Source organism: Solimonas soli DSM 21787 (genome assembly GCF_000474945.1).
GTDB lineage: Bacteria > Pseudomonadota > Gammaproteobacteria > Nevskiales > Nevskiaceae > Solimonas > Solimonas soli.
The window spans coordinates 12389-29320 of sequence record NZ_AXDW01000015.1 but is presented as its reverse complement, the minus strand read 5'-3'; the positions used below and the strand labels follow the sequence as shown (position 1 = coordinate 29320).

Sequence of the window (16932 nt, the reverse complement as noted above, 5' to 3'; positions counted from 1 at the left end):
CCTTCTCCCCCTTCGTGCGCGAGGCACGATTCATTTCAAGCAAGGCCCGCGATGTTGATGTCAGCCGTAGCGATAGGTCCGTGCCATGTCGATGATCTCGGGCGCAAACTCGCGACCATCCGCGCGCCACGGCAACGCTCCCCCCAGCTGCGCGTCGCCACGATCGGGCGACAGCGATTCCAGCACTTCGGCCTCGAGTCCGTAGGGCGCCGTCGGCGGGCCATAGCCCCAGAACGGCCAGTCGGCGGCATCGAGTTGCGCGACGACCGCCGGTGTCGCGTCGGCGCCGACGGCGCGCAGCAGCGCCGCCAGCGCGGTGTCGCGCTCGGCGCCGAGGTCCTCGTCGCGCAGCAGCAGATAACGTGTGGCGAAGGCCGGCTTCAGCCAGGTTTCGATGTTGCGGTTGATGCGCAGCCAGGCGATCTGCGGATCGATCGGCGCCATGGGCTGTGCGTGGTCGCGGAAATCCTTGGCGACGAACAGGCGGTCGGCGAGCCAGCGCGCGAACAGCGTGCCGTACACCCGCGGGTGGCGCACGAGGTGCACGATCGTCGCGTCCTCGGCCGCCGCGCGCAGGCGGGCCAGATCGGCGGGACGCAGCACGGCTTCGGTGTCGGGAATCACCAGCCGGCGCGCGCCGGCACGTGCGCGCAGGTGCGCGAACACCGCGGCGGTCGACCAGTCGCCGCGCGCCGCGAGCCACTGCCGCGCCTGTGCCACGCCGTCGTCGTCGTCGCCGCCGAACTCGAGCGCGGCGAGCGCGCGCAGCAGGCCATCGGCATTGCTGCCCTGGCCGATCTCGAAAATCTCCAGCAGTTCGTCGACGCGATCGGCGACGAACAGGCTGGTTTCCGGAATGGCGTGGAACGCGGGATGCGTGCCGAGCGTGGCCGCCAGCCGCGCGACGCCGCTGAACGGCGCACCGACGATCCACAGCGGCGCGGCGCTCACCGCGCACCGCCCGGTGCCGGTGCCGCGGCCTCGGCCTTGCCGAGCCAGACTTCGCAGCCGCCGCGCGGGTTGTAGACGTACTGCCAGCGCCTGCCTTCGAGACGCTGCGCGACGGTCGGCCCGAAAGGATTGGCGGTGCCGACGAACAGGCCGTGCGGCGTCGACACCAGATTGCGGATGCCCCAGTTGTACTTGTTGCCGAAGCCGTTGCGCGTGACCGGCTCCCAGCGCAGACCGTCCGGCGTGCGCCACAGCTCGCAGCCGCCGAAGCGGCGCAGCAGGTTCTCCTCGCCCCAGCGCTGCACCAGCGCGACGACGTCCTCCGGCCAGACGTGCGTCGGCAGATACGGCAGCATGTTGGCCCAGTTGAAGGTGCCGACGTAGAGATAGCCGTCGTGCGCCGCCATGCGCCACATGTAGCCGTTGAACAGATTGTCGAAGCCGGCGGCATAGCCGGACAAGGGATACTTCACGCCTTGCGGCGTGACGCGCGGATCGCCCATCAGCAGGTCCCAGGAATCGTCGGGCCAGATGCGAATGACCTCGCCGGCGCCCGGTCCGACGTTGGCGGCGCGATGGTAGCCGCCGTTGACGATGCCGGTGCCGAGATAGAGCGCGCCGTTGAACTCGCAGAAGCTGCCGGCGACCTCGTTGAACTTGCCGCGGAAGGCGCCGTGCGTCAGCACCTTGGTCCAGCGATACGGCAGATCGCCGCCGCGCGTCTTCCACACCTCGAGGCCGGTGACCGGGTTGACGGTGCCGGCGTAGAGATGATCGTCGAACAGCGCCATCTCGAACACGGTGACGTTGGCGCGCGCGCCGAAGCCTTCGGCGCTCGCCGGCGACCACTTGCCGCCGATGAGGTCATCGCAGGCGTAGATCGTCGAATCGGAGCCGACCGAATCCTGCGTGCGGCGCGCCGCCGCCGTCGAACTGGTCGGCGTGGTGTGCACGCGGCCGTTGAAGACCTGCAGGGTGCGGAACGAGCGCACTACCGTGTCCCAGGGCGGACGCGGCACCGAGGTGAACTCGCGGCCGTCGACGCTGCGCAGGATGTCGGGCGCCTCGGCCTGCAGCGGCGCCCAGGTCGAGACGTAGAGGCAGGGCGCGCTGTCCTGCGCGCCCTGGAACACCGTGATGCCGCGAAAGCCGATGTAGCGCGGCACGTCGTGCCGCGACTGGTCGCGCGCCGTCACCAGCGGCGCCTGGTAGACGCGCAGCCACTGGTCGGTCTCCGGCGTGTATTCCCAGATCTCGGCCTGGCGCGGCACGTCGTAGACGTCTTCGGGGCAGTCGACCGGCCACGGCCGCATGTCGGGACGCGGCAGCACCCACTTGTTCATCGCCATCGTCGCACGCGTGGTGCCGACGTAGAGACGCCCGCGGAACCACGCCATGCTGTGCGCGTAGTGATTCCAGCCGTCGCCGAAGCCGTTGTCGCAGGTCAGGCGGAAGTCGGCTTCGGCGAGCGGGCGGGCGGTGTCGGTCATGGCGTGCGGGCCGGCTCGCAAAAGGCGCTCGGTGCGCGTCCGCAGCACGCGCTGGCGCGCGCCCTCTCTCCACCGTTCGCGGCCGCGAACGGTTCCCCTCTCTCCCGCGAAGCGGGAGAGAGGATGAGGTGTCGCTGCGCGACCCGCGTGCTCAAGGCAGCCAGGACCACACTTCGACGAACACGAAGCGCACGATGGCGCGCGTGAAGACGACGCCGGCGACGCTCCAGCCGCCATCGACCTTGGCGCTGCCGGTCATGCCCGAGCGGAGCTGGTCGAGCGGATCGTCGACCGTCATCTCGACGCGCACGATCTTGCCGTAGGGACTTTCGTCGGCGGCCGGCGCGATGCGCGTGACGTGGCCGGGGAAGCTGCGCCAGGGGAAGGCCCAGGACTTCGCCCACGACCTGCTGCCGACCTTGACCGCGCCGATCGAGGCTTCCGGCATCTTGATCTCGGCGCGCTTGGCGCCGGTGTCCTCGATGATGGCGACGCGCTCGCCGACGTTGAGATAGTTGCCGCGCGCGAACTGCAGGGTGCCGGAGACGATGCGGCCGGCGATCGGCGCCGTGACCTGCGCATAGGAGAGCTGCTGCTGGTTGTACTTCAGCTCCGCCTCGACGCGCTTGAGATCGGCCCGCAGCGATTCGAGGCGATCGGCGGCGGCCGGGCTCGACACCAGCGCCAGGCGTCGCTCGGCCTCGCGCAGCATCTGCTCGTCGACTTCCGCCTGGCCGCGCGCGCGGTCGTATTCCTGCGAAGTGACGGCCTTGCGCTGGTAAGCCTGGGCGAGACGCTGCGCATTGATGCGCGAGAACTCGGCCTTGGTGCGCGCCGTGGCGACGGCCTGCCGCGCGACCTCGACCTCCTCCGGCTTGCCACCCTTCTGCGCCAGCGCCAGATCGGACCTGAGCGAGGCGATCTGCGCCTCGCTGGCGGCGACCTTGGCGGTGTAGCCGTCGTCGGCGAGGCGCACGATGACCTGGCCGGCCGTCACCACGTCGCCTTCCTTGACCAGCACCTCGCGCACGTCGCCGGCGACCAGGGCGCGCACATCGGCCTGCGCGCTCGGCAGCACGACCATGTCGCCGCTCGGCTCATAGGAATACGGAATCAGGCCGATGAGGATCAGCGTCGCGCCGATCCACGTCGTTTTCTCCGAGAACGGCCACCAGGAGAAGGCCCAGCCCATGTTGCTGCGACTCGATTCGGTTCTGCCCATTTGCTTCACCATGTACGCCCCCAAGACCGCTGCCACCAACAAAAAGCCGACGCCGCGCAGGTGCTCGACGAGCCACTGCCCGGAGAAAGAGAAGAGAAGCACCAGCATCAGCACCCAGAAGCCGATCACCAGCCAGGCGTAGAGCTTGAGCACCGAGGCCGGCACTTCGCGCAGCGCCATGTGCCACGGCCGCTTGCCGAAACCGAACAGCGCAAGGCCCGCCGTCTCGCGCAGATCGGAGACGCCGAAGGCGTTGAGCAGCAGGAAGTAGCCGTCGCGACGGGTCAGCGGATTGACGCGCGCCAGCGTCGCGATCACCGCGATCACCATGGTCGCCAGGCAGGCCGCGGCGAAGCGCGGATGCGTGGTGCGGTTCATGAACCACAGCAGGGTGGCGAGCACGAACAGGCCGAGCGTCGCCACCAGCGTGCTGCCGACGATGCGCAGGCGCGTGTCACGGCCGGCGTGCTCGACGGCGCCGCCGGTGTCGACGAACAGCGCCGGCAGATACAGGGTCGTGATGCGGATGCCGACCTGCGGCCGGCTCGGCGTGTAGCGGGCGATGGTCGCGGCGCGCGCCGACATCGAAACCAGGTTGACCAGATAGGCGCCGAGCGCGACGGCGCCGACGAAGGCCCACAGCTCGCTCAGCTCGAGAATCTGCCGCGAGGCGTCGAAGCGGCGGTGATAGAACGCGAACAGCAGCCCGACCACGCTGGCGAGCAGCGCGTAGAGGCTCATGCGCGAGGCCAGCGGCATGATGAAGGGCCGGCCGATGGCGACCAGCCAGTCCGGCGACAGCGGCAGGTCGATGCGGTTGGCGCGGCCGCGCTTGCCGAGCAGGCCGGCGAGACCGCCGAGCAGGCCCGGGCTGCCGCGCGAACCCGGCATCGACGAGGGCGGCAGCGCCGCCGCGGGCGGCGCGCGCCCGGCACGACCGACCTGACCGTCGATCCAGCCGAGCTGGCGCGCCTCCTCGGTGGACTGCGCCGGCACCGGCAGCGGTTCATGCGTGCCGCGGCGCAGGAGCTGCGCGCGCGCGAGACGGTCGGCGAGACCTTCGAGTTCCTGCGGCGTGACGGCGAAGCCGAGCGCGCTCGCCGCCGCCAGGCGCTCGGCCGGCGAGCGGGCGCCGTCGAACAGCTGCGCCAGGCGATATTCGTCGTCGCTCAGGCGCAGGCGCTGCGCGCCGCCGGCTGCCGTCAGCAGCTGCTGCCCGACACCGAGATCGGCGACACCCTCGGCAACCAGCAAACGGTAGCGCGTGGTAGGCACGGTCGAGCGCGGCTTCAGTGCTCGGTCGGCGCCGGCGCCTGCTCCGGATCGCGCAACAGGCGGTTGATCTGCGCAAGGTCCGCGGTCAGCAGGTTGCCGGCGAGCTGCTTGAGCTTGAGCGTGTTGACGAGGAACTTGTAGCGCGCCGCCGCGTAGTTCGTTTCGGCCTGGTAGCGACGGTCGATGGCGTCGAGCACGTCGGCATTGGTCAGCGTGCCGGCGTCGTAACCGGCGCGCGCCGACGCCTCCGCATCGATCGCCGCCTCGACCGCGCGCTTCAGCGCGGTGACGCGCTGCAGGCCGGCCGAGCTGTTGAGATAGGCGATGCGCGTGTCGCGCACGGCCTTCGCCGTCGCCGCTTCGGCATCGGCCTCGGCCTTCTTCTCCATCTCCTGCGCGCCGTGGATGGCGGCACCGATCTGGCCGCCGGTGTAGATCGGCACGGTCATGGTGATGCCGATCTGGTAATCCTGCTGGTTGCGATCGCCGCTGATGCCGCCGCCGTTGTCCAGCGAGTACGCCGTGCCGGCGACGTCGAACTTCGGCAGGCGCCCGGCCTGCGCGACACGGCGATCGACGCGCGCGATCTCCACGGCGGCGCGCTTGGCCAGCACGCCCGGATTCTCGTCGCGCGCGCGCTGCACCCAGAGGCTCTCGTCCTGCGGCTGCGGCGGACTCAGCGTCACCGTCGACGGCAGCACCTTGAAGCCGTTCGCATAGGTCTTGCCGGCGACCGCCTCGAGCGAGACCTGGGCGGCGACCAGGGCGTTGTCGGCGGCGGCCTCGTCGGCCTGCGCCAGCTCGTAGGCGGCCTGCGCCGCCTTGACGTCGGCGTCGGTCGCCAGGCCCGCGCCGGCGCGCGTCTGGATGTAGTCGAGCTGCTCGCGCAGCGTGCGCGTTTCCGCCTGCGCGAAGCTCTGTCCGTCACGCGCTGCGAGCAGGGTGAAATAGGCCTCGACGACCGAGATCAGCAGTTCCTCCTGCGCCGCATCCAGTCCGAACGCCGCCTGCTGCTGCTGCACCTGGGCCTTGTCGAGGCCGAGGAACAGATCGCGGCGATACAGGGCCTGGCTCAGCTGCACGCCGAAGACCGTGCGCAGGAAGGTGTCGTCGACCCTGGCGTGGAAGGTGCTGAGCACGCTGTTCAGCTGCTGGCTGAAGATGGTGCCGACCACGGTGCCGTCGGAATCGGTCTGGAAGGTGTTGTCGTAGTGGATGTCGGCGTCTTCGTGCGTCCAGTTCAGCTGCGCGCCGAGGCCGAGCTGCGGCAGCAGCTTGCCCTTGGCGAGCGGCAGCAGGTCCTTGGCGGCGTAGAACTGCGCGCGCGCCGATTCGTAGTTCGAGTTGAACTGCAAGGCGTCGCTGCACACCGAGAGCAGGTCGGCCGGCGCGCCGGGCGCGGGGCTGGCCTCGGACGTCGCGCCCTGTGCGGCGGCCTGCAGCGACAGCACGCACAGCAGCCACCCGGCCCGGCGCCATGGCCGGTTCATTTTGACACGAGACGGCATCCCCAGAGTCCTCGCTTCCCTGCGCCCACCGTGCCGAGCCGTGAGGATGCGCGGCCAGCGGGCGCTGATGCGCCGCATTATGACCACAGGCGGGCTTCTTTGTCGTAGGAATATGCCGTGCCCCGAAGTCCGTCAGAAAAATGGCCCGCGCGAGGCGGGCCATTCGATGCAGCCGGAGAGGTCCTGGCGATGCGGCGATCAGTGCCGCGGCTTGAACACCGGCTCCTCGCCCGGCGCCAGTTCTGGAGCTTGGCGGCGAAGCAGCGACGGCTGACTGTTCTCACAAACGCCGCTAACTTCCCCCCGCCCCCCTGTTTCAGCCGTTGGAACGTAGACGAACTCCCAACGCGAGTATCGTTCTGCGCCTTTGAAAACAGCTTCACCCTCTGAAAATCGGGAATGCCAGCGGACCGGGCGATGAGGAGCACGGCACGCGCCGCTCGTCTGTGCAGGTCCGTAAAACGCTGGAGTCGTGAACGGGATATAGCGATAGTCTTTTAGTGGTCCTCGACGCCCGCAGCAGCAACGGCGACCTCGCTGATCTGGATGACCGGCAAGATATCCGTGTAGTTCTTGATGTCGCTCATGATCTCTTTGGCGTGCGGTCCGAAGCCTTGCTGGAAGGCCTGTACCGACTGACAGTAGATGTGGCACAGGCCGACATAGACAGGCGGTGAATCGGGCGTGCCACCGGCAATCCCCTTGTCGATTGAATAGGCGATGCAGCTATCGCCCATGCGGCTCTTGAGCAGTGGCATGTGGACGTCGCGGTAGTACTCGTGATCGAACCGTGAGCCCGCCGTCGCGGGATACATGATGCTTACTTTGATCATTGCTTGCTCTCCATCGCGATCCAGATCATCAGAAGTTTCGTTGAAGATAAGGCATTCAGGCAGGCACGGCCGCGCCGTTGCCGTACTTCTCGGCGAAGGCCGGCCGGATCCACCAGATCAGCAGCGGCAGGACGACGAGGGACAGGACCATGTTGATCGTCATGATGGCGATCAGCAGCAGGCCCATGTCGGCGACGAATTTCAGGTCGGACATCAGGTACCAGGGCAGGATGCCGAGCATCATGATCGTCGCCGTGAACAATATTGCTCCGCCCGTGGTGCAAAGCGCCGCATGGACGGCGCCGGCCCAGCGGTCCTCAGCCAGCCCCTGGCGTTGCTGAAGCTCTTCGCAGATGCGCGAGAGCAGGTAGATGCCGTAGTCGATGCCGACGCCGACGCCGATCGCCGCCACGATCAAGGTATTCACATCGAGCCCGACGCCGAGCAGGTGCATGGCCGCGAGCAGCCCCTCGTTGGCCAGATTGACCGGCACCAGCAGGATCATGCCGGCGAGTATCGAGCGGTATGCGACGGCACAGAGCAGGAAGATGAACAGGTTCACGCCGCCGATGATGATCCATTCGTAGCGCGACACGACACGGTTTACCGCTTCCTGCAGGGCGATGGTGCCCGTGCCGAGACGCACGCGGAAATCCGGATGATCGACACCGACCACTTCGACGGCGGCGCGGGCTGCCGCCAGCGCGTGATCGACGGTCTCCTGCTTGTTGTCCTTGTACCAGAGCGACACCGTCGAGTGCTGCATGCTCGGGTCGAGCACGTGGCTGAAGCTCTTGGCGCTCGCCCCCATCAAGGCACCGACCGCGGCGGCCTGGACGGAACGGTCCGTCGGATTCAATACCGCCCAAGCAGGATGGCCGCCGCTGAACAGGCGATTGGCCTCGGTCAGGTAATCGGCGAACGACAAGGTCGCGCGCGGCGGCTGATGGCCGCCCTCCAGGATCTTCTGCAGAGCCAGCGCCGTGAAAACGGTGTCCGGGCGCTGCGAGGTCAGGATTTCGGCATTCGGGTTCTTCGCCTCCAGTACGATCTCCAGCGTATTGACGCCGGGAAAGTTGCCGTTGATGGCGCGGACCGCAGTATTGAATTCGGAGTCTTGGCGCAGCAGGTTCGAGCCTTCGACCGGATTGCCGATGCGAATCTGTGAAGCGATCGCGACCGTCGCGGCCGCCAGCGCCAGCATCGCCACGGTCGTCCAGCGCGCCTGCCGTCCCGTCACTATCCAGGCTACCGCGCGTAGCGCTGCGGTCAGCGGGCCGGTCCGGCCTTTCGCGTCCTTCTTGCTCCGGAAGCGGCTCAGATCGCTTGGTGGCGGCAGCGTGGCCAGCAGCAAGGAGATGAGCACGCAACCGGTCGGGATGAGCCAGACCGCCCACATGCCGCAGAAGATCGCGTGCCGGACCATGGCAGGAATCGGCGCCGCCGCGACGACGACGATGCCGAGGATGTCGGTCATGATGCCGAGCACCGATGGCACCATCATCACGCTCATCGTCTGCTCCGCGGCGCGGCGGCGATCGGCGACTTCGCTGTAAATCTCGAAATAGCGCTCGGTGAATTGGATACTGTGCGAGAACGAGCGCGCCGTCAGCAGCAGCGGCACCACCATCAACAGGGGCTCGACGGAGATGCCGAGCCAGCCTACGAAACCGAAAGCCCAGATCGCGGCAGTCGCGCTGGTCAGGATAGGCGTCAGCACGCCCACCGGATTGCGCATGTAGAAGATCAGCGCCAGCACGATGATCCCGACCGTCACCGCAGATATCGCCACCATCTGGCGTTCATAACGGTAGACGTAGCCGATCAACATGGGCATGCCGGCGACGTGCACGTCGTGACTGGCATCCGCGGTGTTTTCGACAAGCTTCTTCACGAAATCGAAAACCTGTCCGTAGTCGAGCCTGTTCTCGATGAACGTAGCCATCACGAGCGCGGACCGGTTGTCGTTCGATATCAAAAAGCGGCGGACGTTGCTGGCTTCATCGACGTGTGCGCGAAAACTGGAAATCTCCTCCGGCGTCGACGGCGGGTGATCACCCATGAGCGGCCGCATGTCGATGCCGTCCGGTGTCGCCTCGGCATAGCGTGCTTTTTCGGTCGTGATGGAAAGGATCTGCTCGTGATCGACGGCGGGAGCCCGATCGATGGCTCGGGTGAAATCCCAAACCTTGCCCAAGGTCTCGGCATTGAAGATGTCGCCGTCCTTGCGACGAATCATGGTCATGATCGTCAACGGGCTGCCGAATCCGGGATGATCTTCGTAGACCTGCACGAATGGATCGTCCTGCGGCAGCATGTCCGAGAACACGGTTTTCAACTGGACTCGCGGAATTCCTGCGGCGAAGAAAACCGTCAGCAAGCCGAACACGAGCAGCGCCGTCTTTCGGTGCGCCAGCGTCCAGCACGCAAATCTTGCACGGAGCGGATACATGCTCATCGCTCTCCCGCGAGGTAGGCAGAAGCGGTCCGGCCTGCCGTGCGAATCCGCTCAGGACCGAGGGTCTTCAGAATTTGTAGCCGAGCGAGAAGCTGAGGATGCTGAGCTTGAAATGGAGATCGGCTTCGCCGCCACCCAATGCCGTCGGAATCGAACCGTTGCCGTGCAGCGTGTCGCCGTAGTTGTAACTGTAGGCGAGGCTCGCCTCGTAGCTCTTGTTGACGTTCCACGTAGTACCCAGAGTCAGGTGCCTGTCGCTGACGGCCGGCGCAAGGATATTGAGCAAGGTCTGGTTTTCAGGAATCGGCTGCCGAGCGTAGCTGTAGCCTGCGCGCACGATCCAGTCCGACGCCACTTGATATAAAGCTCCAAATTTGTATACGGTCACGTCACGCCAGCCGAATCCCGGGCCGTTCGCCGTGCCGAGCTGTGCGCCGGTGAACAGGGAATCCACACGATTGCCGACCGCCGCGACCTTGCTGTAGCTGATGCGCTGCACATCAGCCGACAATGCAAACGCCGGTATTGCCTTGACAGCGAGGCCGGCGCCGTAGGTTTCCGGAATGTCAAACTCGCCCCTGTTGGCAAACAGACCGCGGTACTTGTCGAACCGCGACATTTTGGTCTTCGGCTGCCACGTCAGGCCCAGCGTGATGGCATCGGTAATCTGCCCGAGCCATCCCAGATGGACGCCAGCGCCATATGCGCGATCGGTGCCCTGATTGGTCAGATGCGCCGCATCCGACGAGAAAGGCCCGAAGGCGTCGATCCCCTTTGCCGAGAATTGCTGATAGGCGAGATTGACGGCCAGCCCCAGTGTATTGCGCGCGGTGATTTTGTAAGCAACGGTCGGGGCGACAAACAGTTGCGCGAAGTCGATGCCCGCCGCTCCGGTCGCGCCGAAACGCGTGTAGGGATTGTTCGTGTAATCGGTGTTCAGTCCGCCGTTGCCGTAGACCACGATGCCGAACGAGAGATCCGGTGAGAGCGGACGGTTGTAACCCAAATTCGGGATCAGGAAGGACGATTTGCGGTCGGCATCGTAGGCTTCATCGGCGCCGGCCTGATTGCCAGTGATGGACGCGTCGCGGCTTGGCTTGAGCCACGAGACGCCAAGGTCAATGCGTTCCCCGACGAAGCCGATGCCAGCCGGATTCGCGGCTGCGGCAAGCGCATCTTGCGGCAGCGCAATGCCAAGCCCGGCGACCGCTTCCGATTTGGTGCCGTAACCATGCGCGAAATAGCCATTGGTGGCCTGCGCGGACAGCGAAACGAACGCCGCGAGAGACGCCAGCGCCGTGCGCCCTGTGATGCTCGCCATGACTCAGGCTCCGGTTTCCAGAACAACCCTGAATCTGGCGCCACCACTCATCATGCGTTCGTAGGCTTCGGCGGCCCGATCGAGCGGATAGCGTTCAATCAGCGCACGCACGCCCGACAGCGCGCTGAAATCCATCGTTGCCTCTGAATCCCTGGCGGTACCGCTCGGCCATCCCTTGATCGCCTTGCGCCCCATGATGAGCTGAAATGGGGAAACCTTGATCGGCTCGGCCGATGCGCCGACGACGAGCAGGGTTCCGTTCTTGCTCAAACCGTCAATCGTCGCGCTCATGGCGTCCGCGTCGACCACGGTCGAGAGCACGACCTTCGCACCGCCAAGATGATTCAGGGTCTCCGAGACATTTCCAAGCGTGGCATCGATGTAATGCCTGGCTCCGAGCTGTTTGGCAAATGCCGCCTTGTCGGAGCCGCGCGCAATGGCGATGACCTCATAGCCCATTTTCGCGGCGAACTGGACACCGAGATGCCCCAGACCGCCAAGCCCCAGAATCGCGACGCGGTCACCCGGTTGCGCGCCGCTGTGTACGAGAGAATTGAACGTCGTGATACCGGCGCACAGCAGCGGCGCAGCTTCGACACTGCTCAGCGATTCGGGCACTGCAGCCAGCGCTTCGACCGGGGCCACCATATAGTCGGCGTAGCCTCCGTCATAGGTAAGCCCCGGAACCGCTCCGTTGTCGCACAGAATGAAGTCGCCGCCGCGGCATTGGGGGCAGGCTCCACAGTGTCCGCCGTGCCAGCCGATCCCGACTCTCCGCCCGACAGTCCAGTTCGTCACGTCCGGACCGACGGCATCGATCAATCCGACCACTTCGTGTCCGGGGACGATCGGATAAGCGATTCCGGGAAACAGGCCTTCCTTGGCGAACACGTCGCTGTGGCAAATACCGCATGCCTGAACGCGAACCCGCACCTCACCGGCCTTGGGCACCGGCATGTCGCGCTCCACCAACTCGAATGCCCCGCCCGCCCTGGGAATCTGTATGGCTCTCATGGCCCGTCTCCTATTTCATGCCCAGGCGCATGAGGGCGACTTGCGTCAGATATTTTTCGTAAACCTTCGGATCGTTGGCGGCGCTGAAATGCGTATTTTCGACCTGCCGAACCTGCTCCAGGCGGCTGACGCTGCCGGTCTGGATATCCGAGGCGGTGACATGCGCCCAACTCCAGTACGGGTGCTGGCCGTCCATGAATTTCTGCTTGCCATTGTCGTACAGGGTGTACGCGCCGTCGAAGGAGCGATACGGTTTCCCGTTGCGGTCGAACGTGACCATGCCCACGACTACTTGATTGCGGGCGTCGAACCAGACTCGCTTCTTGGAAACCGGAGCACGCGGAAACTTGACGGGCTCGGCTTCGACGACGATCGCTTCCGGCACCAACTCGACCGCGGCGTCCCAGAAGGATTTCCCTTTCGGGCCGCCGTGCGTGGTGTGTTCCCAGTTCGGATGATCGGCGTTCCAGCTTTCCGACAGGCCCGCGAGAAACGGCCCGCGCCCGACGATCTTGTAATTGCCCCAGGTGTAGAGCGGATCGCCGGCGGCCCAGGCATCCGACAGGAACAGCGTCAGCCCGGGCAGCAGAGGTTCGAAACGCTGGTCCGTCGGAAACTGGCGCACGCGGCGGAATTCGGGCACATAGCCGTAGAGCACCGGGAACGCATGTGCATCGTAGTCCCAGAGATTGAGGAACGAAGTTCCACGATAAGCTTGCGGCGTCAGGAAGAAAATCGACTGATAGCGCAGCTTGTCCTCATGCTCCGGCCAGTACGGTTTCGGATCCATCACCACGCGGCCCACCGCCGACAGCTCCGCCCAGCCGCCGCTGTAGCTGAACTTGACGTCGCCGGACGCCATCTCGGTCGTATACATCTTCACCGCGTAGAACGAGGCATCGTGCCGCCCCCAGTTCATGGTCTGTGCGGCAAAGAGCTCAAGCCCGTTCTTCGGATCGGGAAATGGATTGCCGCCGATCCACGGCTTGCCGTCGGCCCTGTTGACCACGTTGCCGTTCGCATCGAAGACCGCCTTGCCGCTGTTGCGAAGCGTGGCTTCGATGTATTCCCACGGCGACAGGCGCATCACGTCGGTCGTCGTCTTCACTACTTTCAGTTTGCGCCCCTGCGCGCGGATCTGCTCGTAGCGCACCGGCTCCAGCAGCGCTTTCACCAGTTCGACGTTCGAGGCGTCGATGATGTCGCCGGTCTTGATCCGGCCTTTCGTGTACGCCTCGATCGACAGCAGCTCGTCCGGATACGCCTTGCTGACGTCGCCGGTCGCCGCGATAGCCTTCGCCAGCGGCATCAGCACGCCGCAGCTGAGAACGCCGCGTGCCGCATCGGCGAGGAATTTCCGTCTCGAATAGCCGCGATCGAATTGAATCAGTTTCATGCTTGTCGCTCCTGTCGCTCGAGACTTGGCGATCGCCCGGCGCGACGATCAAGGACATGTCGCGGCGGCGCTCATCGTGGCTTTGGCGCGGGCTCCGTCGGCGCATCGTCGGTGTCGGTCAGCTGAGTCGGCGCGCCGCTTGCGGCCGGAGCGGCATCCGGCGCTGTCGCGGCGCCGCCCGGCGCGTCGGATGCCTTTGGCGCAGGCGCCGGCTCGGTGGGCGCGAGCGCGTCGTCGGTCGCAGGTTCGGGCGGCGCGGGCACGGGAGCAGCGGGCCCGGACGGCGCAGCCTCGCCGGCTGGCTCGGCATCCGCCGGCACGTCCATCGCCGGCTCCGGTTCGGCAACCGGCGGCGCGACAGGCGCCGACGGTTCAGGCGTCGATGCCTTCTTGCGTACCGATTGCGTCGCCCGCTTCGCGCGAGGCGGAGGCGGCGCAGGAGGCGGCTCGACCGCAGCATCCGCAGTTGCGGAGGACGATGGCCCTTCTGGAGGCGCCGAAGGAGCCTCGTTCGCCGGCTCCACGGAAGCGGGCTCTTGTGCCGACGCTGGCGAGGTTTCGTCCGCAGCAACACCCTCGGACGGCGCTTCGGCCGTCGCGGCCGGCTCCGGCTCCTCCAAAGGCACGACGGTTACCGGCTCCATCATCGCCGGCGTCGATCCATGCGCGCTTCCGAACGGAACCCGCAGGCCGACGCGCAGCAGGGGCTCGGCATCGTCGTCGCCCTCCTTGTGCCAGAGTGCCTCGAGCCGAAGCGACACCGCTCGATTGAGGAAGGGCCGGTCGAAACCCAGGCCCGCCGTGTAGGCAGCCCGCTTGCCGCCTTCAGCATCGGCATGAACGAAAAGGCCTTCGTTGTCGGCCGACAGATAGGCGTTCAGTCCGATGCCGGCGCCGTAGCTGTGCTCGAGGTGGGTGTAGCGCAGATAGTCGCCGACGATCTCGACACCCAGATGCGGAAGCCAGGACGCACCGACGGCCACCGCGGCACCCACGGCAAGGTCATGCGTTCCATCCTTTTGACTGGCCGCGATCGTCGCCATCGGTGCGATGTAGTAGCGACCGCCGCTGGCCTCTCCTTCCTGCGCGTTCACAGCGAACACGCAGAAAGAGAGCGAAGCACCTGAGAGCAAACGCGACAACGGCCTGTTCATCTTCGTGTCAAGATAGTCAGAAATCCAAGAAGATCCCGGCAGCGATCCACCATCGCCGCCGGGACGCAAATACCTGGTAGAGGGAGAAGCACTACGCAGGTGATATCGGCACACACCCCGACCATGCGCAGCCGGGGGCGTGCCAACCCGAGACGGGACATCAGAATTGATAGCTGAAACGCACGTTGGCTTCGTTGGCGAAGTCGATGGCGCGAATCAGATTGTTGGTCGGTGTGCCGTAGAGATGACCGTTCACGTAGTTGTAGAACAGATCGACGCTGAAGTTGTGGCCCGGATTCCACTTCAGCAGCGGCTGCGCCAGAAGCCCGCCACGCACGTCATACAGGACGGCCCACTCGAAGATGTACTTGCGATTCGGCCAGGGCTGGAAGCCGGCGAACGCGAGGTAATCGGCCGAGGAAATGCCCTTTGGCGTCCTGATGCCCGAATAGTCGTTGCCCTGCAGCCCAACCGGATCGTTGACCTTGTAGTTGCCGCTGTTGCCGCCATAGCCCTTGAGGCTCAAACCGACCAGATCGCTGGCGCTGCGATGCTGGAACTCGAAAGCCAGATAGGCCGCTGGGAACGCCTGCGTCCAGCGATACCACTTTTCGCCGACCAGGGTCACGATGTATTCGTCGCTCTCGTATCCGCCGTGCGCGAGGCCGACGTCGGTGAAGCGGCGCGACGGCGTGTACTGCACTTCCGCGTTGATGATGAACTGGTCCCAGAACGATTCGGGATTCTCGGTTCCGATCACGTAGCTGCCGCCAAGACCGAACACCGATTCACGGTAGTAGTCGCGCTGCACGTTGCCGCGGATGCTGCCATCGGATGCGAGGAAGAACGTGTTCAGCAGATTGCTCGCCTGCTGGACATTGTCGACCTCCGAAGCATAGACGTCACGCAGAGCAGGGTACTCTTCAATAGCCGTGTTGAGCGCCTTCAAGCCGTCGAGACGCAAGCTGCCGGCCGCCGAGAACCATTCCTTGTTGCTGTAGACACCGCCGGGTCCGACAGTGAACGGCGTATGCGCCAGCGCCTCACCCAGACTGTCGTACATGCGGCAGGCGCTCGGGTTGTAGTTCGGGCACAACGGGCCGCCGGCCTTGGCTTTCAGGCCATACACGGTTTCGACGAGCGTGCCGAGGCTGTTGCCCCAGCGCGTGCCGTCGGGATTGGTGCCCGTCAGTCCCTTGTTGATCCCGCTCTCCGCCCAGCTGAACACGCCGAGCGGGTTCATGCGGCTGGCCGCCATCGCCGAGTAGCCCCAGTTGCCGTAGTCGGCCTTCAGGCGGATGCCGTAGCTGAGCTTGGTGTCGTAGCCGCCGGAATAGTAGTTGTCGAGCGGCTTGTAGAACTGCGCCGGCGCGACGTTGTACGGCGTGTTCGGATTGGGAATGATGGACGGCTGGAACTTCTGCACGTAGCTGTCGACGAGAATTTCGTCGGTGGCCTGAATCGCGCCGCGGATTGCCAGCGCCGGCACGCGCTTGTCGGAAAACTCTTCGATGGCGCGATCGAGGATCAGGTGGCGGCGCAGATCGAGACCATCGGGAATATCGAAGGTCTGGAAGAAGATCGCTTGGCCCCAGGCGATCTGCTGCAGGCCGATGCGCACGTTGTAGGCGTCGCGCTTGTACTCGAGGATCGCGGTCGGAAAATCGATCATGTATTGCCGGCCCGCGAACTCGGTCGGATTGATCTTCCGCCCTTCACGGCCTCGTGCCTCGAAGTAGTTCGGCTCGCCGAGGTCGGCGTAGCGGTCACCACCGCCGTCCGCGATGCCGCCCTGGATATTGGCAACGTCGCCGGCATCGAAACTCTTGTAGATGTCCGGATCGTAAGACGCACGCGCCTGGATATTCAGTCGCCAGGCATCCGTGAACGACACGTTCATCTCGCCGCCGAAACGGAGTTCCTGATAGTTGAACGTGGTGTTGGCCTTCGGGATGTAAGTGTCGCGCCGCACCGTGTCGCTGGTGTGGACGATTCCCAGCGAATTCGGGATCGGGACGGTCCACTTGTCGACGACCGTGCCGACGATGCCACCCGCGAGATCGCCCAGCAGGTTCGGCGGCAGGTATGCCTGCCGCGGCACGGCGATGTGCTGGAACGGCGCTGCGGACTGGTTGTCGTAGTTGTCGATGCCCGTCGTCTTGTAAGACGTGTCGCTGCGTACCGTGGCATTGAACGTTGCTCTCCCCCACAGGTCCGACAGGAAGCCACCCTCGTCAGCCCAGGAAGCCGTCGATCCCGCCATCAAGGCAGCGCCCACGAGCACTGCGTGGTGCATTGCACGAGTTGAAT

At 65.6% G+C, this 16932-nt stretch carries 11 protein-coding genes; all 11 read right to left on the bottom strand.

Annotated features, from left to right (window positions below; all coding sequences use genetic code 11):
• Positions 1 to 60 precede the first annotated feature (60 nt).
• The gene (locus K344_RS24305) at positions 61 to 951 is read right to left on the bottom strand and encodes a sulfotransferase (protein ID WP_028080276.1); all 891 of its coding nucleotides are present in this window, start codon (positions 949 to 951) and stop codon (positions 61 to 63) included.
• Positions 948 to 2441 carry a hypothetical protein gene (locus K344_RS24300; protein ID WP_043114109.1) on the bottom strand — a complete coding sequence of 498 codons (1494 nt, stop codon included), beginning with the start codon at positions 2439 to 2441 and terminating at the stop codon, positions 948 to 950. Before K344_RS24300 ends, K344_RS24305 begins: the two co-directional genes overlap by 4 nt.
• A gap of 151 nt (positions 2442 to 2592) precedes the next feature.
• A complete protein-coding gene (locus K344_RS0108280) occupies positions 2593 to 4938 on the bottom strand; it encodes an HlyD family secretion protein (RefSeq protein WP_157622838.1) in 2346 nt (781 codons plus the stop codon).
• A gap of 14 nt (positions 4939 to 4952) precedes the next feature.
• Complete coding sequence (locus tag K344_RS0108275; protein WP_028080274.1) at positions 4953 to 6428, bottom strand: TolC family protein; 1476 nt, start codon at positions 6426 to 6428, stop codon at positions 4953 to 4955.
• Between the two features lie 515 nt (positions 6429 to 6943).
• On the bottom strand, positions 6944 to 7279 hold the full coding sequence (locus K344_RS0108270; RefSeq protein WP_028080273.1) for an EthD family reductase: 336 nt from the start codon (positions 7277 to 7279) through the stop codon (positions 6944 to 6946).
• 55 nt (positions 7280 to 7334) lie between these two features.
• On the bottom strand, positions 7335 to 9737 hold the full coding sequence (locus K344_RS0108265; protein WP_245586155.1) for an efflux RND transporter permease subunit: 2403 nt from the start codon (positions 9735 to 9737) through the stop codon (positions 7335 to 7337).
• Positions 9738 to 9804: 67 nt separating this feature from the next.
• Positions 9805 to 11058 (bottom strand): OmpP1/FadL family transporter, encoded by a 1254-nt coding sequence (locus K344_RS0108260; protein ID WP_028080271.1) that lies wholly within the window; start codon positions 11056 to 11058, stop codon positions 9805 to 9807.
• 3 nt (positions 11059 to 11061) lie between these two features.
• Positions 11062 to 12072, bottom strand: a complete 1011-nt coding sequence (locus tag K344_RS0108255; RefSeq protein WP_028080270.1) for an alcohol dehydrogenase — start codon at positions 12070 to 12072, stop codon at positions 11062 to 11064.
• Between the two features lie 10 nt (positions 12073 to 12082).
• Complete coding sequence (locus K344_RS0108250) at positions 12083 to 13468, bottom strand: DUF1329 domain-containing protein (protein WP_028080269.1); 1386 nt, start codon at positions 13466 to 13468, stop codon at positions 12083 to 12085.
• A gap of 71 nt (positions 13469 to 13539) precedes the next feature.
• The gene (locus K344_RS23960) at positions 13540 to 14622 is read right to left on the bottom strand and encodes a hypothetical protein (RefSeq protein ID WP_157622837.1); all 1083 of its coding nucleotides are present in this window, start codon (positions 14620 to 14622) and stop codon (positions 13540 to 13542) included.
• A gap of 160 nt (positions 14623 to 14782) precedes the next feature.
• Complete coding sequence (locus tag K344_RS0108240; RefSeq protein WP_169729270.1) at positions 14783 to 16900, bottom strand: DUF1302 family protein; 2118 nt, start codon at positions 16898 to 16900, stop codon at positions 14783 to 14785.
• Positions 16901 to 16932 lie beyond the last annotated feature (32 nt).

Excerpts from the sequence above, each read along its gene's own strand:
- K344_RS24300 (WP_043114109.1), bottom strand. The coding sequence starts at position 2,441 with ATGACCGACACCGCCCGCCCGCTCGCCGAAGCCGACTTCCGCCTGACC.
- K344_RS0108275 (WP_028080274.1), bottom strand. The coding sequence starts at position 6,428 with ATGAACCGGCCATGGCGCCGGGCCGGGTGGCTGCTGTGCGTGCTGTCG.
- K344_RS0108270 (WP_028080273.1), bottom strand. The coding sequence starts at position 7,279 with ATGATCAAAGTAAGCATCATGTATCCCGCGACGGCGGGCTCACGGTTC.
- K344_RS0108265 (WP_245586155.1), bottom strand. The coding sequence starts at position 9,737 with ATGAGCATGTATCCGCTCCGTGCAAGATTTGCGTGCTGGACGCTGGCG.
- K344_RS0108260 (WP_028080271.1), bottom strand. The coding sequence starts at position 11,058 with ATGGCGAGCATCACAGGGCGCACGGCGCTGGCGTCTCTCGCGGCGTTC.
- K344_RS0108255 (WP_028080270.1), bottom strand. The coding sequence starts at position 12,072 with ATGAGAGCCATACAGATTCCCAGGGCGGGCGGGGCATTCGAGTTGGTG.
- K344_RS0108250 (WP_028080269.1), bottom strand. The coding sequence starts at position 13,468 with ATGAAACTGATTCAATTCGATCGCGGCTATTCGAGACGGAAATTCCTC.
- K344_RS23960 (WP_157622837.1), bottom strand. The coding sequence starts at position 14,622 with ATGAACAGGCCGTTGTCGCGTTTGCTCTCAGGTGCTTCGCTCTCTTTC.